This is a genomic window from Streptomyces sp. BE20 (assembly GCF_036322525.1).
In the GTDB taxonomy this organism is placed as follows: domain Bacteria; phylum Actinomycetota; class Actinomycetes; order Streptomycetales; family Streptomycetaceae; genus Kitasatospora.
The window spans coordinates 1-12,246 of record NZ_JAQYWW010000202.1 but is presented as its reverse complement, the minus strand read 5'-3'; the positions used below and the strand labels follow the sequence as shown (position 1 = coordinate 12,246).

The 12,246-nt window shown below is 70.4% G+C and carries 16 protein-coding genes and 2 pseudogenes; 8 read left to right on the top strand and 10 right to left on the bottom strand.

All coding sequences use genetic code 11. The features are described from left to right. Window positions 1-103 (top strand): annotated as a pseudogene (locus PUR61_RS00990) (transcriptional regulator); the annotation flags it as partial. 52 nt (window positions 104-155) lie between these two features. Beyond that, on the top strand, window positions 156-533 hold the full coding sequence (locus PUR61_RS00985) for an ATP-binding protein (RefSeq protein WP_329874614.1): 378 nt from the start codon (window positions 156-158) through the stop codon (window positions 531-533). On the opposite strand, the pseudogene PUR61_RS00980 reads toward PUR61_RS00985, so the two are convergent. The 8 genes and pseudogenes from PUR61_RS00980 to PUR61_RS00945 all read right to left on the bottom strand — a co-directional run. Beyond that, a pseudogene (locus PUR61_RS00980) lies at window positions 467-784 on the bottom strand (carbon-nitrogen hydrolase family protein); the annotation flags it as partial. The gene PUR61_RS00985 and the pseudogene PUR61_RS00980 sit on opposite strands and share 67 nt — an antisense overlap. Window positions 785-1,274: 490 nt before the next feature. Continuing rightward, on the bottom strand, window positions 1,275-1,862 hold the full coding sequence (locus tag PUR61_RS00975; RefSeq protein WP_329874610.1) for a GH25 family lysozyme: 588 nt from the start codon (window positions 1,860-1,862) through the stop codon (window positions 1,275-1,277). 104 nt (window positions 1,863-1,966) lie between these two features. After that, a complete protein-coding gene (locus PUR61_RS00970) occupies window positions 1,967-2,719 on the bottom strand; it encodes a DUF402 domain-containing protein (RefSeq protein WP_329874608.1) in 753 nt (250 codons plus the stop codon). A 335-nt stretch (window positions 2,720-3,054) separates the two neighbouring features. Next, a complete protein-coding gene (locus tag PUR61_RS00965) occupies window positions 3,055-3,270 on the bottom strand; it encodes a hypothetical protein (RefSeq protein ID WP_329874606.1) in 216 nt (71 codons plus the stop codon). Window positions 3,271-3,321: 51 nt separating this feature from the next. Then, the gene (locus tag PUR61_RS00960) at window positions 3,322-3,828 is read right to left on the bottom strand and encodes a hypothetical protein (RefSeq protein ID WP_329874604.1); all 507 of its coding nucleotides are present in this window, start codon (window positions 3,826-3,828) and stop codon (window positions 3,322-3,324) included. Window positions 3,829-3,960: 132 nt separating this feature from the next. Continuing rightward, window positions 3,961-5,067 carry a phage tail sheath family protein gene (locus PUR61_RS00955; RefSeq protein ID WP_329874602.1) on the bottom strand — a complete coding sequence of 369 codons (1,107 nt, stop codon included), beginning with the start codon at window positions 5,065-5,067 and terminating at the stop codon, window positions 3,961-3,963. 369 nt (window positions 5,068-5,436) lie between these two features. Continuing rightward, a complete protein-coding gene (locus tag PUR61_RS00950; protein ID WP_329874600.1) occupies window positions 5,437-5,868 on the bottom strand; it encodes a hypothetical protein in 432 nt (143 codons plus the stop codon). A gap of 4 nt (window positions 5,869-5,872) precedes the next feature. After that, window positions 5,873-6,004 carry a hypothetical protein gene (locus tag PUR61_RS00945; protein WP_329874598.1) on the bottom strand — a complete coding sequence of 44 codons (132 nt, stop codon included), beginning with the start codon at window positions 6,002-6,004 and terminating at the stop codon, window positions 5,873-5,875. 128 nt (window positions 6,005-6,132) lie between these two features. Here PUR61_RS00945 and PUR61_RS00940 point away from each other — a divergent pair, with 128 nt between their 5' ends. The 5 genes from PUR61_RS00940 to PUR61_RS00920 all read left to right on the top strand — a co-directional run bounded on the left by PUR61_RS00940 (window position 6,133) and on the right by PUR61_RS00920 (window position 9,057). Further along, entirely contained in the window at window positions 6,133-6,474 is a 342-nt protein-coding gene (locus PUR61_RS00940; RefSeq protein WP_329874596.1) for an acyl carrier protein, read from the top strand. Between the two features lie 52 nt (window positions 6,475-6,526). Beyond that, window positions 6,527-6,889 carry a hypothetical protein gene (locus PUR61_RS00935; protein ID WP_329874617.1) on the top strand — a complete coding sequence of 121 codons (363 nt, stop codon included), beginning with the start codon at window positions 6,527-6,529 and terminating at the stop codon, window positions 6,887-6,889. 132 nt (window positions 6,890-7,021) lie between these two features. Next, complete coding sequence (locus PUR61_RS00930) at window positions 7,022-7,297, top strand: HU family DNA-binding protein (protein ID WP_329874594.1); 276 nt, start codon at window positions 7,022-7,024, stop codon at window positions 7,295-7,297. Between the two features lie 140 nt (window positions 7,298-7,437). After that, window positions 7,438-7,656, top strand: coding sequence for a hypothetical protein (locus tag PUR61_RS00925; protein WP_329874593.1), 219 nt, complete (start codon window positions 7,438-7,440; stop codon window positions 7,654-7,656). A gap of 582 nt (window positions 7,657-8,238) precedes the next feature. Beyond that, window positions 8,239-9,057, top strand: coding sequence for a class I SAM-dependent methyltransferase (locus PUR61_RS00920; RefSeq protein ID WP_329874591.1), 819 nt, complete (start codon window positions 8,239-8,241; stop codon window positions 9,055-9,057). 148 nt (window positions 9,058-9,205) lie between these two features. On the opposite strand, the gene PUR61_RS00915 is transcribed toward PUR61_RS00920, so the two are convergent. Then, window positions 9,206-10,000, bottom strand: a complete 795-nt coding sequence (locus PUR61_RS00915) for a CPBP family intramembrane glutamic endopeptidase (protein WP_329874589.1) — start codon at window positions 9,998-10,000, stop codon at window positions 9,206-9,208. Between the two features lie 412 nt (window positions 10,001-10,412). On the opposite strand from PUR61_RS00915, the gene PUR61_RS00910 reads away from it, so the two are divergent. Further along, on the top strand, window positions 10,413-11,942 hold the full coding sequence (locus PUR61_RS00910; RefSeq protein WP_329874612.1) for an ISL3 family transposase: 1,530 nt from the start codon (window positions 10,413-10,415) through the stop codon (window positions 11,940-11,942). 15 nt (window positions 11,943-11,957) lie between these two features. Here PUR61_RS00910 and PUR61_RS00905 read toward each other — a convergent pair. After that, a partial coding sequence (locus tag PUR61_RS00905; RefSeq protein WP_329874587.1) for an integrase core domain-containing protein occupies window positions 11,958-12,246 on the bottom strand: 289 nt, incomplete at its 5' end.

The following is a 12,246-nucleotide window of genomic DNA, read 5'->3' as shown; positions in this document are numbered from 1 at the left end:
GGCCGGGCTGCTGACCAGCGAGCGCAGGGGCACTTGGGTGTACTACCGGGTCGCGCCGTCCGTGGTGGCGGGTATGGCCACCCTGCTCGACCTCAACCGCTGACCCGCCACCCGAAGGAGCCCCGTTGCCGCACGCCGTCGCCACCCTCGGGCCGATGGGGCCCGAGCACGCCGAGCAGGTCCTGGCGATCTACCCGCCGCTGCCCGAGGACGGCGCCTCGGCGCTGTTCCAGGTGATCAACCAGCGGTATCTGAAGTCGAGCACGATCCTGAGCACCAACGTCGGCATCGTCGACTGGGCCTCGGCCTTCGGGGACGCGACCGTCGCGGCCGCAATGCTCGACCGGCTCCTGCACCGGGCGACGGTGGCGCGGGCGGGGTCGTCGACCATGACGGACAGCAGGACGCAGTCGACGTCCAGGCGTTCGTACTCGGCGAACAGGTCGGGGAAGTTCGCCTCGATGCAGGTCGCCAGGCCGAAGCGGACCCCGTCGACGTCGAAGACGGTCGGCGCCGGGCGGCCGGGGGTGTAGAGGTAGGTCAATTCGGTGTGCGACAGGAACCTCTTGTCGTACCGGGTGACGATCTCGCCCTGGTCGGAGACGACGTACAGGCTGTTGTGCGGACGGGCCGGCGGGGTGAGCGGGTGCAGCGACCCGAAGACCGTCCACAGGCGCAGCTCCCCGGCCAGGGCCGCGATCCGCTCCGCCTCTTCGCGTAGGACGCCCCACGCCGCACCGGACCAGTCGGCCGGTGCCGGGGTGCCGTCGGGGCCGGTCGCCACCACCCGCTTGTCGGGGTAGACCAGAGCACCCTCCGGGAACTGCACCAACCGGGCCCCTCAGCGGCGGCCCGCCGCATCAGCGTCCGGACCTCCGCGCCCGCCGCCCGGATCGCATCCCGGTCCGCCGGATACTCCGGCACCGTGCTCTGCGCCACCGCCAACCGCAACGTCGCCACCATGGCGCGACTCTACTGATGTGGCCGGGCGCGCGGTGCAAGCGTCCCGGGAAGGTCGCACGGGCTGGGCATCAAGGTGTCCAAGGTTGCCGCCACCAATGCTTTGACCTGCCCTTTTTGCCTGGTCTCCAAGGTTTTCGGGCCAGGAGCGAAAGCGTCCCCAAGATCCGGGACGCCTTCCAGGGTGACCACCGGGGTGCCCGGGCGCCCGCCGGGGGCGGGCATCAAGGTGACCCGGCGGTTAGGTCCCGAGCCCCTCCAGGCCCCAGGCACCCCGACGGATCACCGCCTTGCCGGAGGTCTGGTCTGGGGTGTCAGGGGCGCCAGGTGTAGGACTCCACCTTGGCGCCGCACAAGCTGAGTCCGCCGTTGTACGCCTTGCGGGCCGGGCTGGTCCAGCCGCCGAACGGCGTGAAGTCCTTGAAGTCCCGCAGCCCGTCGAAGTGCGCGTACAGCAGGGGCAGGGCGCTGTGGTCGGTGAAGTCGGCGCCGAAGGTCTGCGCCCAGTTGTCGGCCGAGGTGTAGATGCCGATCGTCAGGCCGGCGGCCTTGCCGGCCGTCACCAGGTTGTTGAGCACGGTCCGGTTGGCGTTCTTGTCGGCGCTCCAGTAGTGGCCGGCGGCCTCCACCGAGAGCCAGGTGGTTCCCACCGTGAGCTGTGCGTCCTTGATGTACTGGGCCACGTCGGCGGCCGCGGTGGCGGGGGCCTGCGTGGTCGCCTGGATCAGGGCGTCGACGGCCAGGCCCGCGTCCTGTGCGTTCCGCGCGCTCGCCGTGAAGTTCGGGTCGACCCGGGCCACCGTCTGGTAGGCGCGGATGATGGCCTCGCTGTAGCCGTTCGCCTTCAGGCACCCGTAGCTGGACAGGCTGACGAGAGTGCTGGTCTCGGCGCCGATGGTCATGGGGCTCCTCGTTCCGGGGGTGTCGGCCCGCTGCTCGCGGACGATCAAGTCGGCAGCCTAGCCCCGACCGTGCCTCAGCGTGGCGGATTCAAGACAAGGAGTGATCATCCGACCAGTTGCCCTGCCCTACTCCACCGCCACTCCCACCGAACAACCGGCAATGGCACCGCAGCTGTCACCGCAAGGCCCGGTCGGCGACGTGGTCGGCGTCGGCGGGCAGTTCGGGCAGCGGCCAGACGGGGCCCGGGGTCCAGGGTCCAGGTGGGCCGGCCGCCGGCGAACGGGCCGCTCTCGTTGTCGAGCATGGTGAGCGCCCGGCCCTGGGCCTGCTCGACCTGGCAGTGGAGGTAGTCGTCGATCACCCCGAGGCGGCGCAGCTGCGCATACTCCTGGCGGTCCTTCCGGTGGTGGCCGGACAGGTCGGGGGTGACGACCAGGTCCAGGCACAGGTCCAGGGTGTCGATGCCGACCCCTGGCCGGCGGAGGAAGGGCTTCTCGAAGTTGACGTACCAGCGCAGCGGCTCACCGGCGGCGTCCTGGAAGCAGTGGACGGAGAACCACTCCCCCGCCAGGAAGTGCGACAGCAGGGTGGTGCCGGTCCAGCGGCAGCGGTCCAGGGTCCAGGTGCCGGCCGCCAGGTCGGCCAGGCCGCGCTCGCGCAGGCCCTGGTCGCCGGTGCGGGTGGAGGCGATCCAGGTCGTCGGGGCCAGACTCTCGACCCCCGGCCGGTAGGCCAGGGTGAGGACGTGGCCGGTGTCGGCCACCACCCGCTGCGCCATCGCCGTCCACACCCGCCCCGCGTGAACGTCGCGCCGCAGCGCCATGGCGCCGGGCTGGAACAGGTCGGTAGCAGTCACCCCCGGATCCTGCTCGGCACCGCGAGCGGGAAGTCCACCCGAAGGTGTGAGCGCGAGCATCTGGTGACAGACGCCCCAGTGCGTTCAGCGGCTTCGCCCACGCTCTGGCGTACCCGGTGACAGCCACGCAGGTCCGGCACACCGGCTGTGCTGGTCCTGTGTCACCGGAGCTCTATCGGCACGGATCGTGGGGCCGTGGAGGTGTCGTTCGCCTGGCGTCCCTGACCTTCACTGCCGACAGTGCTCGGCTGTGCAGGGTGGGTGTCGCGCAGGTCCTTCGCAGGCCCGGTGGCCGTAGTGCGGCCACCGGGCCTGCCCCCGCCACGGTTGTGGGGTCAGGGCGTCGGGGTGTTCTTCGCCTGCTTCCAGTTCGCCGTGGCGATCTTGAAGCGTTCCTGGTGCGTCAGCTCGGGGCTCTCCTTCTGGAGCCGTGCCAGCTCGTTCTTCAGGAAGGCGTTGAACGCGGTGAGCTTCCCGTTCTTCAGCGACGTCCTCGGCTGCCGCGGAGCGTTCTCGACATCGTGTGACTTCTTCGCGCGTGGTGGCGCCATGGGTTCCTCCAGGTTTCCGGGGTGGGATGCGGTGCGGGGGCGGGCGGACCGCTAGAGCGACAGGTCCTCGCGCAGTGCGCGGACGCAGGCGGCCACGGCCTGGACGGTCGCGGCATGGGTGTTGTTGCGCGCGTCCTCGTAGTAGCCGGCGACCAGCAGGTCGGGGAGGGCGGCCACGACGATGCCGGAGGTGTCGTCGCGCAGATGCGCCGTCGCCACCTCGGCGCCGGTGCCGTCCTCGACGGTGCCCCGCTCGTGGAGGCGGTAGTCGGCGCCGCCGACCTCGACCACGGCGCCGGTCGTCTCGTCCTTCAGCAGGACGAACAGCGCGGCCACGTCGGTCTCGAAGAACTCGGTGGCGTCCTCGTAGGTGTCCGCGTCGCGGATGCCGATCGCCCCGGCGAGGCCCTGCGTGCCGTCGTCGTCGGTGACGTAGAGGGCCGCCGCGCTAGGCCTGGCCGTGTCTCCGTCGTTGTCCTCCTCGGGGTCCAGGAGCCTGTCGAGGAGGTAGCTGTCCCACACCGTGTCGGTGTCGCCGTCGAAATCGATCTCGCTCACATCCGTGCCTTTCATCGAGATGGCCCCGCACCGGCCCGGTGCGTGCCGTGATCGGTCGGGCGCCTGCCGCGTCACCGCCCGGAGGCCGCCGTCACGCGCGTCCGGCGGGCGCGCGCCCGTAGTGGTGGCGGGTCATGCCCGGCCCAACTCCTGGGTGAACTGCAGGACGCTGAACTCGGCGGGCCGCAGGGCGGCGATACCGACCTTGACGATGAGGCGGCCCGCCGCGACGTCGGCCTCCGTCATCGTGACGCCCTTGCCGACCTGGACGAAGTACGCCTCCTGCGCCGTGTTGCCCTGGACGGCGCCCTGCCGCCACAGGCCATGCAGGTAGGTGTCGACGGCGGCGCGCACCCTCTCCCAGGTGGGCTGGGTGTTGGGCTCGAACACCACGGGGCGCAGCGCCTGGTGGATGTCGCGCTCGACCGTGTTGGCGAGGCGGCGGATGGGGATGTAGCGCCACTGCTCGGTCTCGGAGAGGGTCCGCGCGCCCCAGATCAGCGTGCCCATGCCGGTGAAGGTGCGGATGAAGTTGAGGTTGCGGTGGGCGCCTTGGTCGGCGTCGGTGGCCTGGTGGAGCGGGCCGACGATGCCGCGCACGACGATGTTGGCGGGGGCCTTCCACACACCGCGCTCGCCGTCGACCGCGCTCCAGGCCCCGGCGACCGCACCGCTGGGCACGATCGGCCCGTCGTCGCCGCTCTGCGACAGCCAGGGGAAGTACACCGCCGCGTAGCCGCGCGCCGTCTCGTCCAGGTTCCAGGCGTCGACCGCCGTGCCGGCCTGGTCGGCGGTGTGGTCGCGGTCGGTGTGCAGGACGGCCATCGCCTGGTTGCGCGCGGCCCATCCGGTGAGGGCCCGGGCCCACTCCCCTGCGGCCTGCGCGCCCTGGTCCCACAGGCCGGGGGCGACCAGGATCGTCACGTCCCTCAGCGCGTCGAGCGCTTCCAGTGCCTCGGCGAGGGAGGACCCGGCGGTGCTGACCAGGTAGCAGTACCCGCCGCCGTTCAGGAAGTAGCTCTTGAGGACCGGACCCAGTGCCTTGAGGACGTCCCCGTTGCCGTCCGCCCCGGCCAGCTCGGTGAAGTCCGGCCAGCTGTACACCCGCGTCCCGCCGGCGGGCACGCCCGGGAAGTCACCGATGAACGCCGTCACCGCGGTGTTCCCGGACTGGACGGACAGGCCGAAGCTGAACGTCTCCTCGACGTAGACGCCCGGGAACGACACGGAATCTGCCATGGGACTCTCCTCCACGCTGGTGTACACAACGCGGATGATCATTCACCGAGGCCGGAGCACCCGCAGCTGTTTACGTGTTCTGACCAACGCCCCACCGCACTTCGGGTAATGCACCCGAACAACCGCACCGGGTCCGCTTCCGGGCCTTGGGCGGGCGCCGCCCGGCGACGGGACACACATCGAGGTGGCGGCGCGCAACACCGACCGGACCGAGTCACTCGTTCGTGGCCCTCGGCGCCGTCTTCGGCCTGGCCACGTTCCGGCTGGGAGCCGGACGAACCGCTGACCGAGCAGCACACGGAGCACGTCAGCGCATAGGACGCCGAGGCCAGGCGGACCGCCCTCCCGAGACGTGGCCCCAGAGCGAAATCAGCGGCGGTTCGCCAGAGCGGCCGCGCGCAGCTGGGCCAGCATCGGCAGGACCTGCTCGGGTTCGCCGTCGGGAGTGAAGGTGAGGATGGCACTGATGACGACGTGGGCCATGTCGTCGACCGTGGCGGGTCCGGCCGGCGATGCGGCCCACAGCTGGAGGGTCTGGGCGAGGAGCTCGGTCATGCGGGTGCCGGTATCGGCGACCATCCGGGCGGCTGCGGCCTGGATCTCGTCGGGCGGCAGGCCGTCGCGGACGCCATGGGCGGCCGCGGTAAGGCTCTGGAGGGCCAGGTCGGCGTAGTCGGCGATGGCAACGGGCAGCGGCTTCTCGCCGGGCCCGGTGTGGGCCAGGCTCTCCAACGCCAAGGCGTCGCCGGTCCAGGCGGCTTCGAGGGCGGCGAGGACGCGCAGCATCTGATCGGGGGTCACCGGGTCAGCCCTCCACGCTCATGCCGAGCGCGGTGCCGATGGCGTGGAACTGCTGGGCTCGGAGCGTCCGGGTGAGGGCGGCCCGGACGGTCGGCACCGAGTCCGGGAAGGCGGCGGCCCTGGCGGTCGGGCCCACCGGCTTCCCCTGCGGCCGTGGCACCGTGGCCGCGGTTCGGACCGGACCGCAAAGCCCACCCTGACCGTTCGGGGGAAGATCGACTGAAGTCCGGACGGGGCGGGGTCTTGTTGGGTAGCTTGCGGCTCATGGCAGATGACACGAGCTATGAAGCAGCCCTGAAGAGTGTGCGCAGGATCGTCGCCGAGGAGGGGGAATCCGAGGTCGACCAGGTGGGTCCGGACACCAAGTTGCTTGGGGAACTCGGCCTCGACTCCGGCCAGATCATCCACATCACAGATGGGCTGGCGAAGGAGTTCAACATCGAGGCACTGAAGGTGGAAGAGGTCTACGCGAACCCGACACCTGCTGAGCTGACCCGGCTGGTACTGAAGCTCCAGGCCGAGCACGAGACCGCCATGGAGCAGGTCAAGAAGGACGTCGCCGCGAAGCGGGCTGCGAAGGCTGCCACCAAGGGGTCTGCCGTCTAGAGCGTGTCTCTATGGTGGGTTGAGCTGTTGATCGGATGTGTCTGTCCGATTGGTGATCAGTGATGTGATGTGGGGCCGGATCGAGCCGTTGATGCCGGCCGATCCGGTCCGCGGTGCGGGCAAGCGCGGCCTCGGTACCCAGATAGCCGTGGAGCCTGGCCCGCAGGTTCGCCAGCGCCGCCGGGTTGACCAGCCGGGCCACGGCCGGGCCCACCTCCTCGAGCGCAGTGCCCGGTTGCAGGGCCGCCTGCCCGGCGTGGGAGACCATCCTGACGGCCACTCCTGGCAGCAGGTTCAGCAGCGCCTCAGCCTCGCGGCCAGTCGGCGCCATCTGCTCCACCATGGCTCGCGCTCGGTCTCGGCCATCGCGGCGGAGGACCCGAACAACGTCCGGCCGGGGCCAGGCGGGTTGTAGATGCCGGGCAGCGGCCCGGCGCGCGTCCGTCGGCCGAAGGCGGAATCTCCCGGACGGATGGTCACCTTCTGCGATCATGGTGGCACTGGCTGCCACCGGGCGCCGGTCAAGACGTCCAGCAGGGGAGAGACCATGAACAAGAGTGAGCTCATCGACGCGATCGCCGCATCGGCCGACATCACGAAGGCAACGGCCGGAAAGGCCCTCGACGCGGTCATCGACTCGATCCAGGGCGCGTTGAAGCAGGGCGATGACGTGGTCCTGGTCGGGTTCGGCACCTTCGCGGTGAAGGACCGCGCGGAGCGTGTGGGAAGGAATCCGCAGACCGGTGAGGCGATCAAGATCAAGGCGGCCAAGGTGCCCGAGTTCAAGGCCGGCAAGGGCCTGAAGGATGCAATCAACAACTGAGCAGACCCGGCAACCCGCACCACCCACGACAGCGGCCCCCACCTCGAACCGGGCCGTCCGGGTAGCCGGCCTCCACGAGGGCCCGCAGGACGGCGTCGACGTACGGCTGGTGCGGCAACAGCCCGGGGCCCGAGATGGTCATGACCGGCCAACGACCCGCCCGCCTGCGGCACACCGTGACGCTGCCCGCCGCCCGCGAGCACCTCACCGCCGCCGAGCGCGTCGCCCTGGTCGCGATCGGCGCGGTCGCCGCCGACTGCCCGATCACCGTGCTCGGGGACTTCGACCTCGCCCTGCCCGTGCTGTGCGAGGCGATCGACGATGCCCTCGACCTCGCCCGGCAGCCGGCTTCCACCTGACCGACCAGGCTCCGCCGGGCCCCGCGCGAGTGTCCTCTGACAAGCGATCTTGACCGATTGACAGGTGATCTTGACCGACCCGGAGGACCGGGACGCCTCACCGTGGCCGGTGTGCGGGTTGTACCGGGCCAGGCACCGGCCTCGTGCTCGGCGTCGGCGAGATTGCCCGCGTGACCTGGACCGACGCCCTCCCGCAGATACCGTTCTCCTGCTACGACCTTCCCAACGGTGGCGAGTGGATGACCCAGGAGGAGGCCGCGTCCTAGCTGGGCATCGGACCGGTCCATCTCAACGGGCTGATGCACAACACCCACCGGATCAACCTGGTCCGCACCACCGGCAAGAACCTGGTCGTCACCCGCGCCAGCGTCGAAGCCGAGAAGCACCGGTGCGCCACCGCTCCACGCCGGCACAAGGTCCTGCGCCTGCACCCCCGCGGCTGCCCGGCGGGTGCGACAGCCGCTCATCGTGAGCGGATCGTCCGGGACTCCACCGGCCTCCGGCGCGAAGACCGGGCCACTGGGCCGGTGGACCGCAGACGCGTGCCAGGAGTGCCCGCCCCGAGCAGTATCGTATCTCTCTGTGATCAACGAGACTCGCTCCGTCATGTCGACGAGCAACTGGACCGCCGCCCTGCGGATGGCGGAGCAGCGGTGTGCGGACCCGTACCTGGTGGACCCGTTCGCCGCGCTGCTGTGTTCGCCGGGGGACCTGGCGGAGATCGGGGGCCAGGCGGGCGCTCCGGTGACTTCGGTGGTCCTGCGGGGCCGGCTGGGGGATGAGGTGGTGCGGCGGGCGGTCGCCCAGGGTGTGCGCCAGGTGGTGATCCTGGGCGCCGGGTCCGACACCCGCGCGTACCGCCTGGACCTGCCCGAGGCCGCGGACGTGACCTGCTTCGAGGTGGACCTGCCCGGCCAGGTCCCCGCGCGGGACGCCGCCCTGCGCGCCCACGGCGCGCGGCCGGCGATGCGCCAGACCGTGGTGGAGGCCGACCTGTGCACCCCTGGATGGCCGGACGCCCTGCGGGCGGCCGGCTGGGACCCGGACCGAGCGAGTGTCTGGCTGCTGGAAGGTCTGCTCTACTACCTGCCGCCCGAGCGGTGCGACGCGCTCCTGGGCACCCTCAGCAAGCTCTCGGCCCCTGGGTCGGCCATCGCCCTGGACGTCGCCCACACCTCCTTCTTCGAGGCGGCGGAGAGCCGGGACTACCTGGACTTCCTCACCGCCCGCCGCTCCCCCTACCTGACGGGCATCGCCGACGCCCACGGCTGGCTCGCCGGCTTCGGCTGGAAGACCCGCGCCTTCCAGTGCGACCAGCTGGACCTGTGCGATCTGGTCCCCCCACCCCCGGCCCGCCTCCTCACCTGCCCGCACATCTGGTTCGCCACCGGCACCCGCTGACCCTCCCCGGTCAGCCGGGGAAAGGGTCAGCCGCCGCACCTCCTGCCCGTCTCGCCGGGCTGCGCCTCCCGCGTGAGGCGGGCCGTAGGTGCGGATCCCGCCGCCGGGCCGCGAGCGGGGCGCCCGGCAGCGGGCGGGTCGGGGAGGGTCAGTGGTCGGTGGTGGTGCTGGTCGCGGGTTCGACGGTGCGGCGTTTGACGATCAGGACGACGATCAGGACGACCTGGAGCAGGATCGGCAGGATCATCCCCGGGGACACCTTGGGGTCGGCGCCGACCCCGTTGGAGATGAGGCTGAAGTCCCACAGGCCGTGCACCAGCATCGGCAGCAGGAGCACCCCGCCGACGCGCAGGCAGAGGTAGAAGAAGTAGCCGGAGGTGGAGACGATGACGGCCTGGAAGACGGCTTGGGCGCCTTCGCCGAAGGCGTTGCTGACGTGGACGAGGCCGAAGACCACGGAGGACCACAGGGCGACCTTGCCCTCGCTGAGGCCGGCACGCTTGAAGACCTGGACGCCGATGCCGCGGAACATCAGCTCCTCGCCGACGCCGACGAGCGCGGCCATCAGGAGCAGGCTCAGGACCAGGGAGAGCGGCTGGTCGGCGAGGTTGGGGTAGTTCACCGCGAGGACGGCGACCACCAGCATCGAGATGGGCACGAACCGGACCCAGCGCCGCACCGGCACCCGGTAGTGCAGGACGCTGCTCCACCAGCCGAGCCAGGTCACCACCGCCGCGCCGAACAGCACCGACAGGCCGATCGGGATCACCCCGTTGCGGACGATCGATTCGGTGGTGGGGAACTGGCTGTCGCCGTCGGCCCGGTCGACGCCGATGAGCGCGCCGAGCCCCTGGAGGATCGCCAGGTAGACGACCACCACAGCCAGGAACCACTGCCAGGTCAGCCGGCGCCCGGCCGGTACGGGGAGCGGTGGTGCGGACACGGGCAACTCCTCAGAGCAAGGGAGACGGTGGGCCCGAATACAGGCGGATAAATACTCCCATAAGTAAGAAAAATCACCCAAAGACACGCAGGGCTCGCCAGTAGTGCTTCATTGGGTGCCCTTGTTGCGGTGTGTGTTCGTTAGTTCACTGATGGAATGAGGACTCGGAGCTTGCTGTGTGTCGAGTCGGTTGGAGGAGCGGCAACGTGTCAGCAGTCACGGAATTCCCCAGCTTCGACCGTTTCCGCGTCACGGAATTCGGCTCTGTCGCTGATCTTGTGATCAGGCGGGGCGCTGACGGCGGCTCCTGGCATCCTGTCCCGCGTGTACTTCGCCGAGTTTCGAGGCGCTTCTGCCTCATCTGTCCGGTGTGGTGGTGGGGTTGGTCGAGCGGTCGGCCGGCGGGATCACGATGCATGCCCGGGTCCGTGCGGCTGACGCGCCATGTCCGCACTGCCGGAGCCCATCGGGACGGGTGCACGGGCGATACCTGCGACGGCTGTCCGACGCGGCGATCAGCGGCACCCGGGTGGTCATCGAGCTGTTGATACGCCGGTTCCGGTGCCTCAACGCCGCCTGCGCGGCCGTGACGTTCGCCGAGCAGGTCACCGGGTTGACCAGCCCGCATGCCCGCTACACCCCGCTGATGCGCGGGACGCTGACCTCGATCGCGCTGGCGCTGGCCGGGCGAGCTGGAGTTCGACTCGCGGGCGCGCTGGGGGTCCCGGTGGCGAAGGACACCCTGTTACGCCTGCTCAGGGCCTTCCCCGAGGAGACCGTCGGGCAGGTCCGGGTGCTGGGCGTCGACGATTTCGCACTACGGAAGGGCGACTCGTACGCGACCATCCTGGTCGACCTGGAGCGACGCCGCCCCATCGACGTACTGCCGGGACGTGAGGCAGAACCGCTGGCCGCCTGGCTGCGTGACCACCTCGAGGTGGAGGTGATCTGCCGCGACCGGGCCGGCTCCTACGCGGAAGGTGCCCGCACGGGCGCTCCGCAAGCGGTGCAGGTCGCCGACGCGTGGCACCTGTGGAAGAACCTCGGCGAGGCGGTGGAGAAGACGGTCGGTGCTCACTTCGGCTGCGTGCGGGCCGTGTTCGAGAAACCGCTGGCCCCCGAACCCGCCGACGCGCCCACTGATGGCGAAGGCCCGGTGGCGGCACCGGTCGGGACCCTGGACGTATGCGGTCGCGAGCGTCGCCTCGTGGTCCGGACCCGGGAGCGGTTCACCCTCGTCCAGGATCTGCTGGGCCAAGGCGCCTCGCTGGAGTCGATCTGCCACCGGCTCCAGCTGGACCGTTCCACCGTCCGCCGCTTCGCCCGCGCGACCAGCATCGACGAACTCCTGGTCAAGGCGGTCAACCGGTCGACGATTCTGGATGAGTACCGGCCCTACCTCCACCAGCGGTGGAACGAGGGCTGCCACGACACCGCCCAGCTGCACCGCGACATCGGGGCCCTCGGTTTCACCGGCAGCGTCCAGGCCGTCCGCCGCTACCTGCGAACCTTCACGTCCTCAGCTCCCGCGCCGGCGCCCAGGCCCGCTCCACGGCCCCGCCGCGTCGTACGGTGGATCATGACCAACCCGGGCAACCTCACCGACGAGGACGCCCTCACCCTCAAGGAGATCCGCGCCGGCTGCCCCGAACTCGACGCGGTCACCGACCACGTCCGCGGCTTCGCCGAGATGATGCGCGACTTACGCGGCGTCCACCTGCCCCAGTGGATGGAGCGGGTCGAGCAGGACCCTCTGCCTGCAATGCACTCTCTGGTCAACGGCCTGCGCCGAGACCAGGACGCAGTCATCGCCGGACTGTCCACCCCCTGGAGTTCGGGCCAGGTCGAGGGACAGAACACGCGAGTGAAGTTCATCAAGCGGGCCGGGTACGGCCGCGCCAACTTCGACCTTCTGCGCAAGCGGATCCTGCACAGAACCTGATGGCCAGTCACAAGATCAGCGCCCGAGACGAATTACGTGATCGTCGACAAGGGCCCGCGCGGAGACCAACCGGACCGGCGCTGATTTGGGGACGAGCGGGTCGGCCTGGCCGGTGTGCACGTCGTGGGGCCGGTTCCAGGCGAGTGCCTCGTGAGGGCGGACAGTGTTGTACTCGAGCCGGTAGTCCTCGGCATGGCGGACCAGGTCGAGGGCGTCGGGTATCTCCTCCAAGAACAGCTTCTCGTACTTCAGCGAGCCGAAGCCCCGCTCGCGTGAGCCGTTCTGGCCCGGGGTACGGACCCTG

What these genes read in the sequence shown, in the direction of transcription:
- PUR61_RS00910 (WP_329874612.1), top strand. Translation starts at nt 10,413, where the DNA reads ATGCATGCCCGGGTCCGTGCGGCTGACGCGCCATGTCCGCACTGCCGG.
- PUR61_RS00975 (WP_329874610.1), bottom strand. Translation starts at nt 1,862, where the DNA reads ATGACCATCGGCGCCGAGACCAGCACTCTCGTCAGCCTGTCCAGCTAC.
- PUR61_RS00925 (WP_329874593.1), top strand. Translation starts at nt 7,438, where the DNA reads ATGACCGGCCAACGACCCGCCCGCCTGCGGCACACCGTGACGCTGCCC.
- PUR61_RS00965 (WP_329874606.1), bottom strand. Translation starts at nt 3,270, where the DNA reads ATGGCGCCACCACGCGCGAAGAAGTCACACGATGTCGAGAACGCTCCG.
- PUR61_RS00940 (WP_329874596.1), top strand. Translation starts at nt 6,133, where the DNA reads ATGGCAGATGACACGAGCTATGAAGCAGCCCTGAAGAGTGTGCGCAGG.
- PUR61_RS00930 (WP_329874594.1), top strand. Translation starts at nt 7,022, where the DNA reads ATGAACAAGAGTGAGCTCATCGACGCGATCGCCGCATCGGCCGACATC.
- PUR61_RS00985 (WP_329874614.1), top strand. Translation starts at nt 156, where the DNA reads ATGGGGCCCGAGCACGCCGAGCAGGTCCTGGCGATCTACCCGCCGCTG.
- PUR61_RS00955 (WP_329874602.1), bottom strand. Translation starts at nt 5,067, where the DNA reads ATGGCAGATTCCGTGTCGTTCCCGGGCGTCTACGTCGAGGAGACGTTC.